General features: G+C 69.8%; 15 protein-coding genes and 2 tRNA genes. 15 read left to right on the forward strand and 2 right to left on the reverse strand.

What is annotated here, in order from left to right; genetic code table 11:
• Window positions 1–422 precede the first annotated feature (422 nt).
• The 15 genes from gyrB to ACMCNN_RS31100 all read left to right on the forward strand — a co-directional run bounded on the left by gyrB (window position 423) and on the right by ACMCNN_RS31100 (window position 14,884).
• Window positions 423–2,375, forward strand: coding sequence for a DNA topoisomerase (ATP-hydrolyzing) subunit B (gene gyrB, locus ACMCNN_RS31030; RefSeq protein WP_412743997.1), 1,953 nt, complete (start codon window positions 423–425; stop codon window positions 2,373–2,375).
• Between the two features lie 260 nt (window positions 2,376–2,635).
• The gene (gene gyrA, locus ACMCNN_RS31035) at window positions 2,636–6,283 is read left to right on the forward strand and encodes an intein-containing DNA gyrase subunit A (RefSeq protein ID WP_412747341.1); all 3,648 of its coding nucleotides are present in this window, start codon (window positions 2,636–2,638) and stop codon (window positions 6,281–6,283) included.
• Between the two features lie 3 nt (window positions 6,284–6,286).
• On the forward strand, window positions 6,287–7,171 hold the full coding sequence (locus ACMCNN_RS31040) for a DUF3566 domain-containing protein (protein ID WP_412743998.1): 885 nt from the start codon (window positions 6,287–6,289) through the stop codon (window positions 7,169–7,171).
• 117 nt (window positions 7,172–7,288) lie between these two features.
• Window positions 7,289–7,365, forward strand: a tRNA-Ile gene (locus tag ACMCNN_RS31045).
• A 35-nt stretch (window positions 7,366–7,400) separates the two neighbouring features.
• On the forward strand, window positions 7,401–7,529 hold the full coding sequence (locus tag ACMCNN_RS31050; protein ID WP_242624868.1) for a DLW-39 family protein: 129 nt from the start codon (window positions 7,401–7,403) through the stop codon (window positions 7,527–7,529).
• Window positions 7,530–7,539: 10 nt separating this feature from the next.
• Window positions 7,540–7,612: transfer RNA gene (locus ACMCNN_RS31055), tRNA-Ala, on the forward strand.
• A gap of 85 nt (window positions 7,613–7,697) precedes the next feature.
• The gene (locus ACMCNN_RS31060; RefSeq protein ID WP_412743999.1) at window positions 7,698–8,444 is read left to right on the forward strand and encodes a septum formation family protein; all 747 of its coding nucleotides are present in this window, start codon (window positions 7,698–7,700) and stop codon (window positions 8,442–8,444) included.
• Between the two features lie 144 nt (window positions 8,445–8,588).
• Window positions 8,589–9,068, forward strand: a complete 480-nt coding sequence (locus tag ACMCNN_RS31065) for a peptidoglycan-binding domain-containing protein (protein WP_412744000.1) — start codon at window positions 8,589–8,591, stop codon at window positions 9,066–9,068.
• A 92-nt stretch (window positions 9,069–9,160) separates the two neighbouring features.
• Complete coding sequence (locus tag ACMCNN_RS31070; protein ID WP_412744001.1) at window positions 9,161–9,562, forward strand: iron chaperone; 402 nt, start codon at window positions 9,161–9,163, stop codon at window positions 9,560–9,562.
• Between the two features lie 163 nt (window positions 9,563–9,725).
• Complete coding sequence (locus tag ACMCNN_RS31075; protein WP_412744002.1) at window positions 9,726–10,496, forward strand: DinB family protein; 771 nt, start codon at window positions 9,726–9,728, stop codon at window positions 10,494–10,496.
• Between the two features lie 66 nt (window positions 10,497–10,562).
• The gene (locus tag ACMCNN_RS31080) at window positions 10,563–11,513 is read left to right on the forward strand and encodes a DUF2332 domain-containing protein (protein WP_412747342.1); all 951 of its coding nucleotides are present in this window, start codon (window positions 10,563–10,565) and stop codon (window positions 11,511–11,513) included.
• 135 nt (window positions 11,514–11,648) lie between these two features.
• Window positions 11,649–12,185 (forward strand): helix-turn-helix domain-containing protein, encoded by a 537-nt coding sequence (locus ACMCNN_RS31085; protein ID WP_412747343.1) that lies wholly within the window; start codon window positions 11,649–11,651, stop codon window positions 12,183–12,185.
• A gap of 61 nt (window positions 12,186–12,246) precedes the next feature.
• Entirely contained in the window at window positions 12,247–12,408 is a 162-nt protein-coding gene (locus ACMCNN_RS31090; RefSeq protein ID WP_412744003.1) for a hypothetical protein, read from the forward strand.
• A gap of 16 nt (window positions 12,409–12,424) precedes the next feature.
• Complete coding sequence (locus ACMCNN_RS31095) at window positions 12,425–13,189, forward strand: SDR family oxidoreductase (protein WP_412744004.1); 765 nt, start codon at window positions 12,425–12,427, stop codon at window positions 13,187–13,189.
• Window positions 13,190–13,279: 90 nt separating this feature from the next.
• On the forward strand, window positions 13,280–14,884 hold the full coding sequence (locus ACMCNN_RS31100; RefSeq protein ID WP_412744005.1) for a diguanylate cyclase: 1,605 nt from the start codon (window positions 13,280–13,282) through the stop codon (window positions 14,882–14,884).
• 97 nt (window positions 14,885–14,981) lie between these two features.
• Here ACMCNN_RS31100 and ACMCNN_RS31105 read toward each other — a convergent pair whose 3' ends face one another.
• Both ACMCNN_RS31105 and ACMCNN_RS31110 read right to left on the reverse strand, forming a co-directional pair.
• The gene (locus tag ACMCNN_RS31105) at window positions 14,982–15,623 is read right to left on the reverse strand and encodes a DsbA family protein (RefSeq protein WP_412744006.1); all 642 of its coding nucleotides are present in this window, start codon (window positions 15,621–15,623) and stop codon (window positions 14,982–14,984) included.
• 17 nt (window positions 15,624–15,640) lie between these two features.
• Complete coding sequence (locus tag ACMCNN_RS31110; protein WP_412744007.1) at window positions 15,641–16,069, reverse strand: SufE family protein; 429 nt, start codon at window positions 16,067–16,069, stop codon at window positions 15,641–15,643.
• Between the last annotated feature and the right edge of the window lie 45 nt (window positions 16,070–16,114).

Raw genomic sequence — 16,114 nt, forward strand, 5'->3', positions numbered from 1 at the left:
CAGTGTCGCAGCGCGTGGCCCTCGGGTGCGGCAGGCGCGCCCCACCGGGCGGCCCCCGATTCCGCGGCCGTTGCGGTCGAGCACCTCTTCCGTGTAGGGGGAGACGTGGGAGGCGGCCTGCGAGCCGCTACGGCAATCTGAGCCGCCCGGAAAGGGTGCCGGACCCCCGAGAACTCGCTCCGGCGGAGTAGAATCGCCGAAGACCGGGAAAACGCCAGCATGACGATGATCCGTCACGCTGCGCGATTTTTCCAGCCGATCACGATCCGCGGGTGACCGCGGCGACCGGCGCGGCTCTGCTCCACCGGTGGTCCGCCCCTCCCGCGGGTTGTCGTCTGTGGTGCGCCGTGCACGCCGGTCGCCCAGCCGCCCGCCGACCCCGGGTCCGGCCCACGCGGGCCAGGCACGAGAAAGTGGCCGAGGTGGCAGAGAAGAAGCACGAATACGGTGCCGAGTCCATCACCGTGCTCGAGGGCCTCGAAGCGGTGCGTAAGCGTCCCGGCATGTACATCGGCTCCACCGGCGAGCGCGGTCTGCACCACCTGGTCTGGGAGGTTGTGGACAACGCCGTCGACGAGGCCATGGCCGGCTTCTGCGACACCGTCGACGTCGTTCTGCTGCCCGACGGCGGCGTCTCCGTCACCGACAACGGCCGTGGCTTCCCGGTCGACCTGCACCCGAAGCTGAAGAAGCCGGGCGTCGAGGTGGCACTGACCGTGCTGCACGCGGGCGGCAAGTTCGAGGGCACGGTGTACAAGGTGTCCGGCGGCCTGCACGGTGTCGGTGTCTCCGTGGTGAACGCGCTGTCGACCCGCATGGCCGTCGAGATCCACAAGTCCGGTTTCGTGTGGCGCCAGCGGTACACCGCCTCCAAGCCCGGCCCGCTGGAGAAGGGCGAGACCACCACGACGACCGGCTCGACGGTGCAGTTCTGGCCCGACCCGGCGGTCTTCGAGACGGTCGAGTTCGACTTCCAGACGATCTACCGCCGTCTCCAGGAGATGGCGTTCCTCAACCGCGGCCTGACGATCAACCTGCTCGACCAGCGCCCCGGCCAGGAGGACGAGAACGGCAAGGCCCGCGAGGTCACCTTCATGTACGCGGGTGGCATCGCCGACTTCGTGCGCCATCTCAACGCCACGAAGACCGCCATCCACAAGTCGGTGATCGAGTTCGGTGCCGAGGCGAACGAGGACGGCATGGCGGTCGAGGTCGCCATGCAGTGGAACGAGTCGTACGGCGAGTCGGTCTACACGTTCGCCAACACGATCAACACCCACGAGGGCGGCACGCACGAGGAGGGCTTCCGGGCCGCGCTGACCGGCATCGTGAACCGGTACGGCGCGGAGAAGAAGCTGCTCAAGAGCGACGAGAAGCTCTCCGGCGAGGACATCCGCGAGGGTCTCGCCGCGATCATCTCGGTGAAGCTCGCGAACCCGCAGTTCGAGGGCCAGACAAAGACAAAGCTGGGCAACACGGACATGAAGAGCTTCGTGCAGAAGGTCGCCAACGACCAGCTCGCGGACTGGTTCGAGCGCAACCCGGCCGAAGCCAAAATGATCGTCACCAAGGCGTCCCAGGCCGCGCGGGCCCGGATCGCCGCCCAGCAGGCGCGCAAGCTGGCCCGGCGCAAGTCGCTGCTGGAGTCCGGTTCGATGCCGGGCAAGCTGGCCGACTGTCAGTCCACCGACCCGCGCCTGACCGAGCTGTTCATCGTCGAGGGCGACTCCGCCGGCGGCTCGGCCAAGTCCGGCCGGGACAGCATCACCCAGGCAATCCTGCCGATCCGCGGCAAGATTCTGAACGTGGAGAAGGCCCGGATCGACCGGGTGCTGAAGAACAACGAGGTCCAGGCGCTGATCACCGCGCTGGGCACCGGTATCCACGACGAGTTCGACATCGCCAAGCTGCGCTATCACAAGATCGTGCTGATGGCCGACGCGGACGTCGACGGCCAGCACATCCAGACGCTGCTGCTGACCCTGCTGTTCCGTTTCATGCGCCCGCTGGTCGAGGTCGGTCACGTGTACCTGGCGGCGCCCCCGCTGTACAAGCTCAAGTGGAACAAGAAGGGCGACGACGCCCAGTACGCGTACTCGGACCGCGAGCGTGACGGCCTGATCGCGCTGCGTCAGCAGAAGAAGCCGAACGCCAAGCCGGACGACATCCAGCGGTTCAAGGGTCTCGGCGAGATGAACTTCCTGGAGCTGTGGGACACCACGATGAACCCGGCCACCCGGACGCTGCGTCAAGTGACGCTGGATGACGCCGCGGTCGCCGACGAGCTGTTCAGCGTGCTCATGGGCGAGGACGTCGAAGCCCGGCGGACGTTCATCCAGCGCAACGCCAAGGACGTCCGCTTCCTGGACATCTGACGGGCAGGTCGACGGTCATCGAAACGCCGCCGACCTGTGGTTATGCACAGTCCCCCACTGCTTTCCACAAAGTTATCCACAGCAAAATGCGTAGCTCGGCCCTTGATGTCGGGTTCCACTGCAAGTAAGGGTTAACTGTGACGGACACTCCCGAGACCCCAGGCGACGAGCCCCAGGACGACGTCGGCGGCGGTGTGACCCAGCGCATCGAGCCGGTCGGCCTCGAAGTCGAGATGCAGCGGTCGTACCTCGACTACGCCATGAGCGTCATCGTCGGTCGGGCCCTGCCGGACGTGCGCGACGGCCTCAAGCCGGTGCACCGCAAGATTCTGTACGCGATGTACGACTCCGGCTTCCGCCCGGACCGTGGGTACGTCAAGTGCGCCCGCGTCGTCGGCGAGGTCATGGGTAACTACCACCCGCACGGTGACTCGTCCATCTACGACGCCCTGGTGCGGATGGCGCAGCCGTGGTCGCTGCGGTATCCGCTCATCGACGGCAACGGCAACTTCGGTTCGCCCGGCAACGATCCGCCAGCCGCGATGAGATATTGTCTGGTTTCGGATACTTTGATCCGAACGCCGTTTGGCTCCGTGCGGATCGGTGACATCGTCCCGGACGCCGCGCCGAACTCCGAGACCAACATCGACCTCAAGGTCTACGACCGCAACGGCGACCCGGTCCGGGCCACGAAGTTCTTCCACTCGGGCGAACACCCGACCCTCACGCTGCGCACCCGCGAGGGCTTCGAGCTCACCGGTACGCACAACCACCCGGTTCTGTGCCTGGTCAGCGTGGCGGGCGTACCGACGCTGCTGTGGAAGTTGCTGGAGGAGATTCGGCCGGGCGACCGCGTCGTCATGCAGCGCGTCGTACCCGACGAGATCGGCATGCCGATGCTGGAGCACGTCGAGGCGGCGGTGCTGGCCGGTGCTTTCGTCAGCGAAGGCTGGGCATCGGAGACCCGCGCGGGCTTCAACAACGTCGACGACAGCTTCTTCGCCCGGGTCGTGTCGGCCTACGACGTCGCGGTCGGCGGGCCGCGGTACCTCCAGCGCCGCACGATCGCGTCGGGCAGCGTGCTGCACGAACTCGATATCCAGAACCTGGAGGCGCTGCGCTGCAGCGTGCTCGGGGAGCTGATCGGGGCGCGGAGCGCAGCCAAGTTCGTCCCGTCGTTCGTGTGGGCCGGACCGGCAGCCGTAAAGCGGGCATTCCTCCAGTCCCTGTTCGAGGGTGATGGCTCCTCGTCGCTGCTGCCACGCAACACCATCCAGATCTCGTACTCGACGCGTAGTGCGCGTCTCGCGGCCGAGGTCCAGCAGTTGCTGCTGGAGTTCGGCGTCGTGGCCCGTCAGTGCCGGTACGACGACGGCGAGATCAAGGTCGTCATCACGAACCGGCGGGATGCCCGCCAGTTCGCGCTCCACGTCGGCTTCCTCGGCCGCAAGCAGGCAAAGCTGGAGTCGGAGCTGGGCTCAATCCCGGCGACCAGCACGGCGATGTCCGGCGACCACGTGCCGTTCGTCGGCGATTTCATTCGTACGCATGGTGCTCGCCGGTGGACCGAACGTGACTGGCTGGTCAAGCACAACGTCGACCGCATCGAGCGCTGGGAGCGTGACGGCGCCGAGATCGCCGCGCGGATCACCGAGCCCGGTGTCCTGGATGTCGTCGAGCCGCTGGTGGACGGCCGCTTCTACTACGCCGAGGTGACCAGCCTCACGGACGGCGGCGTACGCCCGGTGTTCAGCATCCGGGTCGACACCGACGACCACGCGTTCGTGACGAACGGGTTCGTCAGCCACAACACCGAGTCGAGGCTCGCGCCGCTCGCGATGGAGATGCTGCGCGACATCGACGAGGACACCGTCGAGATGCAGGACAACTACGACGGCAGGGCGAAGGAGCCCACGATCCTGCCGGCGCGGTTCCCGAACCTGCTGGTGAACGGGTCCGAGGGCATCGCGGTCGGCATGGCCACGAAGATCCCTCCGCACAACCTGCGCGAGATCGCCGCCGCGGTGCAGTGGTGCCTGGACAACCCGGAGGCGGACGAGGCGACCACTCTGGAGGCCGCCCTCGAGATCGTCCAGGGTCCGGACTTCCCGACCAAGGGCCTGATCGTGGGCAAGTCGGCCATCATGGACGCGTACCGGACGGGACGCGGGTCGATCCGGATGCGGGCGGTCGTCGAGGTGGAGGAGGACGCCCGGGGGCGTACCAGCCTCGTGGTGACCGAGCTGCCGTACCAGGTCAACCCGGACAATCTCGCCGAGCGGATCGCGGAGCTGGTCAAGGAGGGCAAGCTCACCGGGATCGCGGATATCCGGGACGAGTCGTCCGGGCGTACCGGTCTGCGGTTGATCCTGGTCCTCAAGCGCGACGCGGTCGCGAAGGTCGTGCTGAACAACCTGTACAAGCACACCCAGCTGCAGGACACGTTCGGCGCGAACATGCTGGCGCTGGTCGACGGGGTGCCGCGCACGCTGAACCTGGCGCAGTTCCTGCGGTACTACGTCGAGCACCAGATCGACGTGATCCGCAGGCGGACGGCGTTCCGATTGCGCAAGGCCGAGGAGCGGGCGCACATCCTGCGCGGCCTGGTGAAGGCGCTGGACATGCTGGACGAGGTGATTGCCCTGATCCGGCGGTCGCCGACGGTCGAGGACTCCCGCCAGGGCCTGATGCAGCTGCTGGACGTGGACGAGGTGCAGGCCACCGCGATCCTGGACATGCAGCTGCGGCGGCTGGCCGCCCTGGAGCGCCAGAAGATCATCGACGAGTTGGCGAAGATCGAGGTGGAGATCGCCGACCTCAAGGACATTCTGGACAAGCCGGAGCGGCAGCGGGCCATCATCTCGCAGGAGCTGAAGGAGATCGTCGACCGGTGGGGTGACGAACGGCTCACCCAGATCATCCCGTTCGACGGCGAGGTCTCGATGGAGGACCTCATCGCCCGCGAGGACGTCGTGGTGACGATCACACGTACGGGTTACGCGAAGCGCACCAAGATCGACATGTACCGGTCGCAGAAGCGCGGCGGCAAGGGCGTGAGCGGCGCCGGCCTGCGCCAGGACGACATCGTCAGCCACTTCTTTGTGATCTCGACCCACGCGTGGATCCTGTTCTTCACGAACAAGGGCCGGGTGTACCGGGCCAAGGCGTACGAGCTACCAGAAGCGGGCCGAACCGCCAAGGGCCAACACGTCGCGAACCTGCTGGCGTTCCAGCCGGACGAGCACATCGCCCAGGTCATCCAGATCGCGAATTACCAGGTCGCACCGTATCTTGTGCTGGCAACGAAGAATGGCCTGGTGAAGAAGACCCGGCTGGAGGAATTTGACTCCAACCGGACCGGTGGCATCATCGCCATCAACCTGCGGGAGGACGACGAGTTGGTGGGAGCGGCGCTGGCCAGTGCGGAGGACGACCTGCTGTTGGTCTCCAAGCACGCCCAGGCCATCCGATTCAACGCGACGGACGAGACGCTGCGGCCGATGGGCCGGGCGACCTCGGGTGTCATCGGCATGCGGTTCAGCGACGACGACGAGCTGCTGGCGATGGAGTTGGTCCGCGAAGGGCTGGACGTTTTGGTCGCCACGAACGGCGGGTATGCCAAGCGGACGCCGATCGAGGAGTATCCCGTCCAGGGGCGGGGTGGCAAGGGCGTACTGACCGCGAAGATCACGGAGCGTCGTGGTGGCCTGGTCGGTGCGTTGGTGATCAGCCCGGAGGATGAGCTGTTTGCCATCACCAGCAATGGTGGAGTCATCCGGACTCCCGTGAAGCCTGTACGGCGCACGCGGGATCGGAACACAATGGGGGTCAAGCTGATGGACCTCCCAGAAGGTGTAACCATCGTGGCGCTTGCTCGCAATGCCGACGAGCCTGACGAACAGGACTAGTTGATGACGGAGACCACGGCGAAGTCGGGGAGCTCGGGGACCTCGACAACCCCGGTCGATGCGGAGCCGAAGAAGGACGGTTCCGCGGCGGCCGGACGCGAGGCCGCCGGCCGCGCGACAGTCCCCGCCACCGACTCACCGTCCCCGCCGAAGTTCACGCGTGCGCCGGGCATGGCCCCGCCGCCGAACGAGCCGCCGGCCGATGGGGACGCCCCGGCGAAGGCGGATCGGTCGGCGGGCGCGCAGGCCGCGGGTATCGCGAAGGGTTCGGCGGCGGTGCCGGTCGTCACCAAGGGCGGCAGCAACGGCGCGGCCTCCAGCGGGGCGGCCGCCCGTACCGGTGTCATGCCGCCGGTGACGCCCGGTGCCGCACCGCAGCGACCCGCCCCGGCGGCCGCCGACGGCCAGCGGCGCCCCGGCGCCGCCGCAGCCGGTGCGGCCGCGGTCGGCGCGGCCCGGGTGTCGGAGACGGTCCGCGCTGCACGGTCGACGGTCTCGTCGGCCGCCGCGCGTGGCCCCCGCCGCGCCCGCCTGAACCTCAAGCGGATCGATCCGTGGTCCGTGATGAAGTTCGCCTTCGCCGTCTCCGTGGTGCTGTTCATCGTCGTGGTCGTCGCGACGTCGGTCCTGTATCTCGCGCTGGACGCCATGGGTGTCTGGAAGGAGATCAACAAGGGCCTGGGCGACCTGGTGAGCGCGAGCGGCGGCGCCGGTTCGAGCAACTCCGGCTTCCGGGTCACGGCGTGGGGCGTCATCGGTACGTCGATGCTCATCGGCGCGGTCAACGTGGTGCTCTTCACCGCGCTCGCCACGCTCAGTGCGTTCATCTACAACGTCTGCGCCGACCTGGTGGGCGGCATCGAGCTCACCCTGGCGGAACGCGACTGAACGGTACGGGAGGGGTCGCCGCCCGCCGCGGCAACCCCTCCCGTGTCCGTCGGCGCGGCGGGGGTCCCGGTTTGGGGGCCCGCGCCGGGGTACGCTAACCTTCGTTGTCGCACTTACGGGGCTATAGCTCAGTCGGTTAGAGCGCAGAGCTGATAACTCTGAGGTCGCTGGTTCGATTCCAGCTAGCCCCACCACCGTGCCCGGCAGTCGCAGATCGAGAGGTCCAGCCATGCTGAAGAAGCTCCTGATCATCGCCGGTGTGGTCGGCGCGGCTGCGCTGATCGTCAAGCGGGTGAAGGCGTCGAGCGACGAGCGTGCCCTGTGGCACGAGGCCACCACGGCCACCGACCTCCGCTGACCTCAGTCCCGGGGCCCTAGCTCAACTGGCAGAGCACCGCCTTTGCAAGGCGGGGGTTAGGGGTTCAAGTCCCCTGGGCTCCACTCTTGTGGCCCTGACCGAACGGCCGGTGTCCCGTCCATCGCCGAGCCCTCCACCGGGAAAGCGAACTCCGGTACGGTCCGCCGCGTGCCCCACGACATCACGCCGCCGGACCCCTCGTCCGGCCCGGTCAGCGGACCGCCTGAAGGTGAGCGCCCGGCTGGGGAGCAGCATGTCGACGGTCCTGCGCCGACCCCGGGACCGAACGCCTTCGCGATCGGCTCGCTGACGCTCGGTGTGCTCTCCGGCGCGTCGCTGGGCACCGCCCTGGTTGCCGACCGGCTTCGGCCGGGCGTCGCTGTCGCCGTACTCGGTGGCCTGGTGGTGAGCGCCGTACTCGGCATCGTCGCCCTGGTCCAGCTGCGGAGCCGGCACCAACGGGGACGCGGACCGGCTCTGGGCGGTCTCATCGTCTCGGGCTGTTGCGTCGCGATCATCGCCAACACCATGTCGCCCGCCGACCCGCCCGGAACCGCCGCGGACGACGGCAGCCTGGTGGAGGCCGCGCGGCTGGAGCCGGGCGACTGCGTAGAGCGGTACATCGAAACCGGGACCGTCGAGCATTTGCCGACAGTGTCGTGCAGCACGCCGCACCAGGCCGAGGTGTTCGCGGCGTTCGACCTTCCGTTCGGCCCGTGGCCCGGCGAGGAGGTCGTGCAGAAGCAGGCGGGTGACCGTTGCACCGATGAACTCGACAGCTATGCCACGGATCCGGCGGACAGCCTCGATCTGGTCTCTCTGCAGCCGATGGTGGACTTCTGGCCGCGGCATCGCAGGGTCACCTGCCTCGCGGTCGAACGGGACGGCAAGCGGACCGGCTCGCTGCACAATTGACGGCTCCGGAGTGGCTCTGTGCCGGGCATCGAGATCTCTGGCACCCGCGGCCACGCGGTGAACGCGGTACGATCTTGCGCCGATCCACCCGCGGGGGATGGACCGATAGCCACGGACCATGGAGGAATTCGGTTGAAGAGCTTGATGAAGAAGTTGTCGACGGCGGCCGCGGTGACCGGTGCCGTAGTGGCGTTGGGGCTGGCGCCCGCCGGACCGGCCACGGCGGCTGCGCCCGCGTGCAGCCAAGCGTGGCAGCTCAAGAGCGTGACCGGCGTCATCATCAACTTCGTCCCGGAAGCGCCCGGAACGAAGGCGAATACCAGGTTCGAGCCGACCTGTGAGCTGACGAGGGGCCAGAGCAACGCCGGGGTCAGGGGGCTGCAGTTCACCCTGAACCATTGCTACAACGCTGGTCTGACCATTGACGGCAAGTTCGGGCCGGGCACCGAGTCCGCGCTGCGTGCGGCGCAGCGGAAGGTGGGGGCCAAGGTGGACGGCAGGTTCGGACCGGACACGCGGTTCCGTCTGAAGTACGTCCAGGGTTCAAAGCCCGCCACGTTCGCCAAGTGCGTCGGTCCCTCCGACCGCGGACAGAGCTTCACCCTGATCAAGCGCCAGGCATAGCGATGGCATCGCGCTGATCTGGGGCTGGGTGCGGTATCGATGGCAGGCATGGCTTGGTGTCACCCCGCGCATCATGGTGAGATTAGGCGCAATTGTCCGCCCCGGTGGTGAAGGCTGATGCCGTGAGTAAGCCCCAGACGATCGACGAGTACATCGAAGGCTTCGACGGCCAGCGCCGCGAGTTGCTCGACCAACTGCACGCGCTGGCCCGTCAGGCCGTTCCGGATGCGAGCGAGGCCATCAAGTGGGGTCACCCCGCCTGGGTGCACCCGTCGGGAACGATCCTGTTCGTGATCAGCGGCCACGCGAAGCATGCGAACTTCTCGTTCACGCCCAGCACCCGCGAAGCCTTCGACGCCGAACTCGGCGATGTCGAGACCGGCAAAGGGACGGTCAAGCTGCCGTACGGCAGCGCGGCGCCGACAGATCTTCTCCGCCGGATGATCGAGTACCGCGTCCGCGAGTTCGAGGACGACGGTGTGCTGTGGAAATGACGGCGCCTACCGGGGGGTGAACAGCTTCCAGTTCCCCGCGGAAACCTTCATCGATGCTCGGCAGTGCGGTGAGTTCCAGCACTCCCAGGGACATTGGGCCGTACCCGTGTGATCCGCGGGGATGTGGAGCGCCGGGGTCCGACGGCGGCGGTAGCGTGACCGCATGGCTGATTTCGTTCGCGCCGACCTTCGTGGCTCGCGGTTCGAACGTGCGGACCTCACCGGCGCCCAGTTCCGCGCCGTGGACCTGCGCGACGCCCGGTTCCGTGGGGTCGACCTGGGTGGGGTGGTCATGCGGGGCGTCGAGCTGAGCAACGTGAGCATTCACGGCGAGATCGAGAATCTGACGATCAACGGGGTCGACATCGCGCCGCTGGTGACCGCCGAACTCGACCGGCGCTATCCCGACCGGGCCAGGATGCGCCCGACCGATCCGGCCGGTTTCCACGAGGCGTGGGGGATCGTCGAGCGGCTGTGGGGCGACACCGTGGAACGGGCCCGCCGCCTGGCACCGGAACTGCTGCACGAGTCGGTCGACGGCGAGTGGTCGTTCATCGAGACGCTGCGGCACCTGGTGTTCGCCACCGACTCCTGGGTGGGCCGCGCGATCCTCGGGAGCCCGGCCCCGTGGGACCCGCTGGGACTCCCGTGGGACGAGATGCCCGACATCCCCGGTGTGCCCCGCGATCGTGCCGCGCGGCCGTCGCTGGACACGGTGCTCGACCTGCGCCGGGACCGGATGTCCACGGTGCGCAGGGTTATCGAGGGCCTGACCGTCGCGTCGTTGGGCGCCGACACCGTGCCGGTGGACGCGCCGGGATGGCCGGAACCGCGCAGCTATCCGGTACGGGAATGTCTGTCGATTGTGCTCAACGAGGAGTGGGAGCACCGGCTGTACGCCGAGCGCGACCTGGAGGTCCTGTTCGCGCGCTAGCAGTGCCGGGCCGCATGCCCGGGAGCGACATCACGTGCCGGCCAGCATGGGAATCACCCGGTGTCGATGGACGATGTCACCGTGATGACCGCGACGTGGTACGCCGAATTCGCCGAGCTGGAGGCCCGCGGGGTGTCCCCGGCCTACGAACGTCTGTCGCAGGCGGTCGCCCGCGACGAGGAGATCCTCACCCTGCTCGACACCCTGCCCGAGCCCAAGCGCCAGCCGAACCTGCTGTTCGGGGCCGTGCGGTTGCTCGGGGGTCCGGTGCTGGATCCGGACGCGTTTCACCGGTTCGTCCTGGCCAATTGGGCGGCGGTGGCCGAGCAGATGCGTGGGCGGGCGACGCAGACCAACGAGGCCGGGCGGTGCGCCGTACTGCTGCCGGTGCTGGCCGCGCTGCCGCAGCCGCTGGCACTGCTGGAAGTCGGCGCCTCGGCGGGACTCAATCTCTACCCGGACCGGTACGCCTACCGGTACGGCGAGCACACGGTCGGATCCGGCGCGCCGGTCCTGGAGTGCGCTGCCACGGGGATGCCCCTTCCGTCCGCGTTGCCGCGGGTGGTGTGGCGGGCGGGGCTGGACCTGAACCCGCTCGACGTGACCGATCCGGCCGACCTGGCGTGGCTGGACGCGCTCATCTGGCCCGAGCACGACCACCGCCGGTCGCGGCTGCGGGCGGCGGCCGCGGTGCTCGCGGCGGAACCGCCGCTGCTGCGGCGCGGTGACCTGGTGGACGACCTTGCGGCCCTGGCCGCCGAGGCACCCGCGGACGCCACGCTGGTGGTGTTCCACACGGCCGTGCTGTATCAGGTTCCGTCCGCGCGCCGGGCGGCGTTCACCGAGGTGGTGCGTGCCCTGCCCGGGCACTGGATCAGCGTCGAGGCGCCGGAGGTGCTGGACTTCGACGTGCCGGGGTCGTGGCCGCGGCCCGGCGCCCGGCACGTGCTGGCGCTGGACGGCAAGCCGCTGGCCTGGGCGGGCGCCCACGGTCAGACGATGGACTGGTTCGGCTGACTACGTCCCGTGCCTGTTTCGCCGGCAGGCGAGCCGAGCGGAACAGGCGGCAAGCCGGGCGGACGGGCCAGGCGGTGCCTGGCCGTTCGGGTGTTGCGCGGCTGAGGCGGTGGGCGCGAACATCCACATGTGGCGATGCGTCCGGGTGCGCTGCTGACGACCGGTGAGGCGGCCGTCCTGCTGCGCTCGTCCCGGGCGCACGTCGTGGACCTGTGCCTGCGGGGGCTGCTGCCGTACGTGCGGGTGGGGGCCGAGCGGCGGATCCGGCGCGCCGACCTGGAGGCGTTGATCCGGCCGGGCCTCGGTGTGGAGGAGTTGCGCGATCTGTGGCTGCACCGGGCGGTGGCCGGGAAGCTGGTCGCGAACCCGGACAGCGTGCTGGCGGCCGCCCTGGAGAACCTGCGGCGCCTGTGCCGGGTGCATCCCGAGGGCGGGGCCCGGGATTGGCTGGACCGCTGGGAGGTCGTCCTCGACCAGGGCGTGGACGCGGTGCTGGACGCCCTGACCTCGTCCGCCCGGTACGCCGTCGACCTCCGCCGCACGTCGCCGTTCGCCGGGGCGCTGACGGAGCCGGAGCGACGCGCCGTGCTGGCAGCCTTCGCGGAGAGCCGCCGGGACCGCGCCCGCCCGATGAGCGCGGAACGGCGGGAACATGTTCTGCAGCGGGTATGACTGGTGGATCACACCTGCGCGCCGGGGCTTTCTGCCGCGATAGTCCACGGTGGATAGTCGAGTGCGGAGCATCGCCGTTCCCAGGGTGTGGCGGCGGTACATGGCGGCGTCCGCCCTCGCGTTCGAGCGCGGCCACATCGGGGTCAACCAGGTGCTGTGCGTCAAGCCGCACCGCGACGGACGCGCCGAGATGCCCCGGACCAGGGCCGGGTGGCCGGGTTGACGTTCATCCTGCTGACATGACGAACACGACGACGGTGCTGGTCACCGGAGCAAGCGGGACGCTCGGTGCTGCGGTCCTGTCCCGCCTGGCGGGGGCGGGCGGCGACCTGGTGGTGCGGCCGATGAGCCGCCGGGCCCGCAGCGGCTGGGTGGCCGCCGACCTGGCCACGGGTACGGGCCTGCCGGAGGCCGTGCGCGGGGCGGACGCCGTCGTGCACCTGGCGTCGGGGGCGGGCCGGAACTCCGCGGGCATCGACGTCGAGGGCACCGGCAGGCTGGTCGCGGCGGCGCGGGCGGCGGGCGTGCGGCACCTGCTGTACGTGTCGATCGTCGGCGTCGACCGGGTGCCGATCTCGTACTACCGGGCCAAGTTGGCGGCGGAGCGGATCGTCGCGGCGGGGGAGGTGCCGTGCACGATCCTGCGGGCGACCCAGTTCCCGCAGCTGATCGACCGGCTGCTGACCGCGTCGTCCCGGCTCGGGGTGCTGGTCGTGGACCGCCGCGTCCTCGTGCAGCCGGTGCACCCGGCGGACGTTGCTGAGCGCATCTCGTCCCTGCTGGGAGCGGGGCCCGCGGGCGCGGTGGAGTTCGGCGGACCCGAGGTGCACTCGTTCGGCGAGCTGGCCGGCGCGTGGCGGCGGGCCCGCGGGGTGCGGCGCCCGGTGCTCCCGATCCGGGTGCCGGGGCGCGCCGGGCGGGAGCTGCGCGCCGGGGCACTCACCACGGCGGCGCGTCCCGCCGGCACCCGGACGTGGGGGGACTATCTGGCGGGCTCGGCATGATCTTCGACACCCGACCGTCCCCCGGGCTGCGGGCTTGCTTCAGTTGGGCGACCGGGGGCCGATCAGACCCAGGCATAAGGGGGTGGGCCCGTGACCGGCAGCGTGCCCGGTGCCGAGGAGCTGTCGGCTGCCCTCCAGGCGATGGAGAACATGATCGTCTGGGACGCTGAGGCCGGGCTCGCGGCCGCCGTCGAGCTGGAGCGGCAGGCCGCCGCCGTCGGCGACGAGGCGCTGATCGTACGGGCGCGGCTCTGCCGGATCTGCATGGAGATGCGTACCGGGGACCTCGCGGGCGCCCAGCAGCAGTTGCACGACATCCACGACTGGGCCGTTGCCCACGACGACCGCAACATGCAGGCCCGTACCCATTTGAACTGGGCGAACATCCAACGCCTGTCCGGTGACGTGGCCAGATGCCTGGAGCATTCGGTGATCGCGGTCGAGCTGCTCGACGAGTGCGCCACGCCGTACATGTTGATCAACCACCGGACCCGGCTGGCCGACGCGCTGGGGCTCAACGGCGCGATGGACGCGGCGCGGACCCGCTATCGCCAGGCCGAGGAGCTGGCTCGGGAGCTGGAGCAGGGTGAGCTGCTCACGATGCTGCTCAACAACTGGGCGTACACCGAATACAGCAGCGGCGAGTTTCCGCGCGCGCAGGAGGTGGCCGCGCGGCTGCAGGAGCACGCTGTCGCGTACGGCTTCGAGCTGGACCCCGCGGCACTGGACACGATCGGCGCCATCCAGATCGAGAACGGCGAGTACGCCGAGGCCGAGCGGACGATGCAGACGTGCCTGGCGCAGTACGAGGCCGGGTTCAGTGACGACGCCGACGATCTGGCCGAGTACCGGCTCACTCTGGCCCGGGCGCAGCGCGGGATGGGCGCGATCGACGCGGCCCAGGCCAGCCTGGACGCCTCCCGGGCGTTGTGCGCCGAGCGGGACCTGCACGAGGTCATGGTCCGCGTGCACCAGGAGCAGGCGGAGCTGCATGCCCTGCGTGGCGAGTGCGCCGAGGCGTTCGCGGTGCACAAGGTGTTCTTCGCCGCGCGCGAGCGGCTGGTCTCGCTGCAGCGGGAGGCGCAGGCGCAGACCCGCCTGGCGATGTTCGAGACGGCCGAGGCGCTGGAGGCGGCCGAGCTGTTCCGCGAGCAGGCCCGCCGCGACCCGCTGACCGGCCTGCGCAACCGCCGCTACGTGGACGAGGAGCTACCGGCCCTGATCGCCGGCGGCGCGGAACTCACCGTGGCGATCGTCGACCTGGACTACTTCAAGCGGATCAACGACGAGCTGTCACACGACGTCGGTGACCAGGTGCTGATGCAGGCGGCGCGGGTGCTGGAACGGGAGCTGGCCGCCGCGACGCCGGACGGGTTCGTGGCGCGCCTGGGCGGGGAGGAGTTCCTCGTGGTGCTGCCGGGCACCCCGGTGACCACCGCGACCGCGCAGCTCGACGACATCCGGCGGGCCGTGAGCGCCCACGACTGGCGCGACATCACCGGCGATCTGCCCGTGACGGTCAGCATCGGGGTGGCCGGCGCGCACCAGGCGACCGCCCGCAGCCAGCCGGCCGTGCTTGCCGCCGCGGATCGCAACCTCTACGCGGCCAAGCGCGCGGGCCGCGACCGGGTGGTGGCGGGAGACCTGCGGCGGCGGCGCAGGCGGGTGTACCGCGACCGACCCGACCGCGGCTGACCGCGGCTGAACGCGACCGGGCCAACCGCGCGACGGGCGAACGCGACCGAACGGCGACGTAAAAGACAAGATCATCGATAGTGTTTCACGTGGAACCTCATCGACGAGTGTCTACGGCCTCCCGGCGCAGGACCTCTTCGAAGGCGGACTGCAGCACCGCGGGCTCCTGGGCGCCCTGCAGGGCGTATCGGCCGTCGACGATGAAGGTGGGGACGCTGGTGATGCCCAGCCGGTCGGCCGCGACCTGATCGGCCTGCACCTGGTCGGACCCGGCCCCGGAGCCGAGGTAGGCCAGCGCGGCCGCACCGTCGAGACCGACCGAGGCGGCCAGTCCGGCCAGGGCCGGGTGGGAGCCGATGTCGATGCCGTCCGCGAAGTGCGCCCGCTGCACCGCGTCCAGCATGGTGGCCTGGCGCCCCTGCTGCGCGGCCCAGGCGACCAGCCGGTGCGCGTCGAACGTGTTCGCGGCGATCGCGCGCTCGAACTCCACGACCAGCCCTTCGGCCGCCGCCACCTGGCTGAACTGCGCCCACATCCGCTCCACGCGGGCCGGGCCGCCGAAGCGGGCGGCCAGCACGGTCTTCAACGGTACGGGCGCCGGCACCGGCGCGCGGTCGAGCTGGTACGCGCGGAACGTGACGCTGGCGTGGGCGCCGAACTCCGCCAGCGCGCGTTCGAGGCGCCGCTTGCCGAGGTAGCACCACGGGCACACGATGTCGGACCAGACCTGGATGTCCATCTGCACTCCCTCCCGGATCAGGCCGCCTGCTCGCGTACCTGGCGCTTGAGGCGCGCCAGGATCGCGGTGCCACCACGGACCCGTAGCGGGCTGATGGCCTGGTCGAGCCCCATCCGGGCGTACAAATCGTCGGGGACCGCGAGGACCTCGGCCGCACCCGCGCCGGCCAGGCCCTCCGCGAGGATGCCGGCGAAGGCGCGCGTCGTGGGCGCCTCCGGCGGGCAGTCGAAGTACGTCCGCACGACGCCGTCCGGTTGGACCTCGGCGCGCAGGAAGAACGCGGTCTGGCACTCCGGGACCTGTTCCATCCCGTCGTGCCCGGCCAGTTCGGCGGGCAGTGCCGGTACCGCGTCGGCGAACTCCAGGAGCATTTCGAGCACGACCTCGCGCGGGGCGGAGGCGAACTCGTCGATGATCTCGGCGAGCTGCGGCGGCATGTCGGTCACGCCTCGACCCTACGCGGGCGGGTCACGCCGACGCGGGACGTCGAG

The sequence above is a fragment of the Krasilnikovia sp. MM14-A1004 genome (assembly GCF_047159485.1).
In the GTDB taxonomy this organism is placed as follows: Bacteria; Actinomycetota; Actinomycetes; order Mycobacteriales; family Micromonosporaceae; genus Actinoplanes.

Bases quoted from the DNA above. Each gene is read 5' to 3' on its own strand.
- ACMCNN_RS31080 (WP_412747342.1), top strand. From the start codon at position 10,563: ATGGACGATGTCACCGTGATGACCGCGACGTGGTACGCCGAATTCGCC.
- ACMCNN_RS31075 (WP_412744002.1), top strand. From the start codon at position 9,726: ATGGCTGATTTCGTTCGCGCCGACCTTCGTGGCTCGCGGTTCGAACGT.
- ACMCNN_RS31065 (WP_412744000.1), top strand. From the start codon at position 8,589: ATGAAGAAGTTGTCGACGGCGGCCGCGGTGACCGGTGCCGTAGTGGCG.
- ACMCNN_RS31085 (WP_412747343.1), top strand. From the start codon at position 11,649: ATGCGTCCGGGTGCGCTGCTGACGACCGGTGAGGCGGCCGTCCTGCTG.
- ACMCNN_RS31040 (WP_412743998.1), top strand. From the start codon at position 6,287: ATGACGGAGACCACGGCGAAGTCGGGGAGCTCGGGGACCTCGACAACC.
- gyrA (WP_412747341.1), top strand. From the start codon at position 2,636: ATGAGCGTCATCGTCGGTCGGGCCCTGCCGGACGTGCGCGACGGCCTC.
- ACMCNN_RS31105 (WP_412744006.1), bottom strand. From the start codon at position 15,623: ATGGACATCCAGGTCTGGTCCGACATCGTGTGCCCGTGGTGCTACCTC.
- ACMCNN_RS31050 (WP_242624868.1), top strand. From the start codon at position 7,401: ATGCTGAAGAAGCTCCTGATCATCGCCGGTGTGGTCGGCGCGGCTGCG.
- ACMCNN_RS31095 (WP_412744004.1), top strand. From the start codon at position 12,425: ATGACGAACACGACGACGGTGCTGGTCACCGGAGCAAGCGGGACGCTC.